This is a genomic window from Streptococcus sp. HSISS2 (assembly GCF_000448665.1).
GTDB classification, from domain to species: domain Bacteria; phylum Bacillota; class Bacilli; order Lactobacillales; family Streptococcaceae; genus Streptococcus; species Streptococcus raffinosi.
This window is the reverse complement of sequence record NZ_CM002133.1, coordinates 1,558,298-1,560,560: the sequence shown is the minus strand read 5'-3', so window position 1 is coordinate 1,560,560 and position 2,263 is coordinate 1,558,298. Positions and strand designations below refer to the sequence as shown.

Annotated in this window: 2 protein-coding genes and 1 pseudogene; all 3 read left to right on the top strand. The window is 43.8% G+C overall.

The annotated features are described in order from the left end of the window. The coding region (locus HSISS2_RS06975) for a DUF4162 domain-containing protein (RefSeq protein WP_042767066.1) at window positions 1–608 on the top strand (608 nt) is incomplete at its 5' end. Continuing rightward, the gene (locus HSISS2_RS06970; protein ID WP_021146064.1) at window positions 605–1,819 is read left to right on the top strand and encodes an ABC transporter permease; all 1,215 of its coding nucleotides are present in this window, start codon (window positions 605–607) and stop codon (window positions 1,817–1,819) included. The genes HSISS2_RS06975 and HSISS2_RS06970, both read left to right, overlap by 4 nt. A gap of 98 nt (window positions 1,820–1,917) precedes the next feature. Further along, a pseudogene (locus tag HSISS2_RS06965) lies at window positions 1,918–2,263 on the top strand (aldo/keto reductase); the annotation flags it as partial.

Sequence of the window (2,263 nt, the reverse complement as noted above, 5' to 3'; positions counted from 1 at the left end):
GCCTTAAAGGAATGAGCACTGCTGAGGTCAAGGAAAAATTACCGACCTGGATGGAAAAACTCCAAGTAAAAGGAAAATTGACCGATAAAATCAAGAGTCTCTCAAAAGGGAACCAACAGAAGGTTCAATTGATCATCACCTTGATCCATGAGCCTAAATTGATCATTTTAGATGAACCCTTTAGCGGCTTGGATCCGGTCAATACAGAAGTGCTCAAGCAGGTCATTTTTGAAGAAAAAGAGCGTGGGGCAACCATTATCTTTTCTGACCACGTCATGACCAATGTCGAAGAGTTGTGTGATGATATCCTAATGATCCGTGATGGTTCGGTTGTCCTTTCAGGGCCAGTCCAAGAGGTCCGTAATAGCTATGGCAAGACTCGTCTCTTTGTTTCTAACGACTTTAGCAAAGAAGAGCTAGAAGCTCTGCCACACGTGACCAAGGTCAGCATGACCAAGCAAGGGACTTGGAAGTTGATCTTGGATGATGCATCAGCTGGTCCAGAATTATTTGACCGCTTGACCAAGGGCCACTACCTTGCGACCTTTGACCACCAAGCCCCAACTATTGATGAGATCTTTAAACTTGAATCAGGAGTAGAAGTATGAAACAGATGTTTGTCGTAATGAAAGAAACCTATATCAGACAAGTGAAATCATGGAGTTTCCTCTTCATGGTCTTCGGTCCCTTCCTCTTTTTAGGATTGAGCATTGGAATCGGTTATCTGACAGGTTCTTCTACAGATGCCAAAAACCAGGTGGCCTTGGTGACAGAAGTTCCAGCTGTCAAAGAAAGTCTCAAAGGAACTGATGGCTTGACCTTGGACTACAAGGATGAAGCTGCAGCTAAAAAAGCCATCAAGGATGAGAAAGCAGCTGCTTACCTAACAGTCGATGAAAAAGATGGCCAGCTAGAAGCCACTTATGTAGGCGACCAAGCCATGAAAACAGATTTGAAATCGCTTGTCGCTGCGAAATTAAGCCAAGTCCAACAAGGAATCAATCTAGCGCGTGCTAATCTAAGCAAAGAGCAACTGACAGCCTTGTCTCAACAGGTTTCTCTGAAAGAAAAAATTGATGAGAAAAAAGAAGGTTTGAAAATGGTGCAAACCATGGTTGCAGGTGGTCTGGGAATGTTGCTTTATATGATTTTGATCTTCTACTCTAGTATCACAGCCCAGGAAGTGGCCAGTGAAAAAGGAACTAAGATCATGGAAGTGGTCTTCTCTAGTATCAAAGCAACCGACTATTTCTTCGCACGCATGCTAGGACTCTTCGGAGTGATCTTTACTCATATTTTTGTCTATGTGATTGGTTTAGTAGCTGTTTGGATCTTTAAAGCAGATATCCCTGTTGTCAAGGATTTTCTCGCTCCAAACTCACCGATTACCCAACACCTTGCAGAGTCGATCTCGCTCAATACCGTCTTCTTCATTATCCTTGGGATCTTTATGTATGTGGTGCTCTCTGCCTTCTTAGGTTCAACAGTTGCACGACCTGAAGATTCAGGAAAAGCGATTTCACCACTAATGATGTTAGTTATCTTTAGCTTCCTTGGGGTAACTACCTTGGGAAGTGCCGGTGATGTCTTCTTATTGAAGATCGGTTCGTACATTCCTTTCTTCTCAACCTTCTTCATGCCTTTCCGTACCATCAATGGCTATGCGACTGGTCTTGAATCATGGAGTTCTTTGGGAATTGCGGTCCTCTTTACCATTGTGGGAACAGTGCTTATTGCTCGTATCTATGCGAGCCTGATCCTCCAGACAGATGACCTCGGACCGTGGAAGACTATCAAACGTGCTCTCAGCTATCGCTAATCAAACAAGCTCTCAGTTACAGATGAGGGCTTGTTTGATTCCCAATTGATTTTTGAAATCCTTTTCACTACAATAGAGATACAGAAAAGGAGACAGAGATGAAGTATATTGATTTTGCTGAAAATGAGCGTTTATCAACCATTGTCCTTGGGATGATGCGGATCAGTCAGATGAGTGAAGATGAGGTGGAGGCCTTGGTGGAGGCAGCCTTGTCGATTGGGATCAACACCTTTGATCTGGCAGATATCTATGGTGATGGCCAGTGTGAGGTCTTGCTTGGAAAGGTTCTCAAGCGCCGTCCGGATCTTCGGAATCAGATGTGGATCCAGTCTAAGTGTGGGATTCGCAAAGATGGTTTACTTATTTTGATTTTTCTAAGGACTATATTTTGGACTCTGTCGATGGCATCCTCGAGCGCCTCCAGATCGAGCGCTTAGATAGTCT

Bases quoted from the DNA above. Each gene is read 5' to 3' on its own strand.
- HSISS2_RS06970 (WP_021146064.1), top strand. From the start codon at position 605: ATGAAACAGATGTTTGTCGTAATGAAAGAAACCTATATCAGACAAGTG.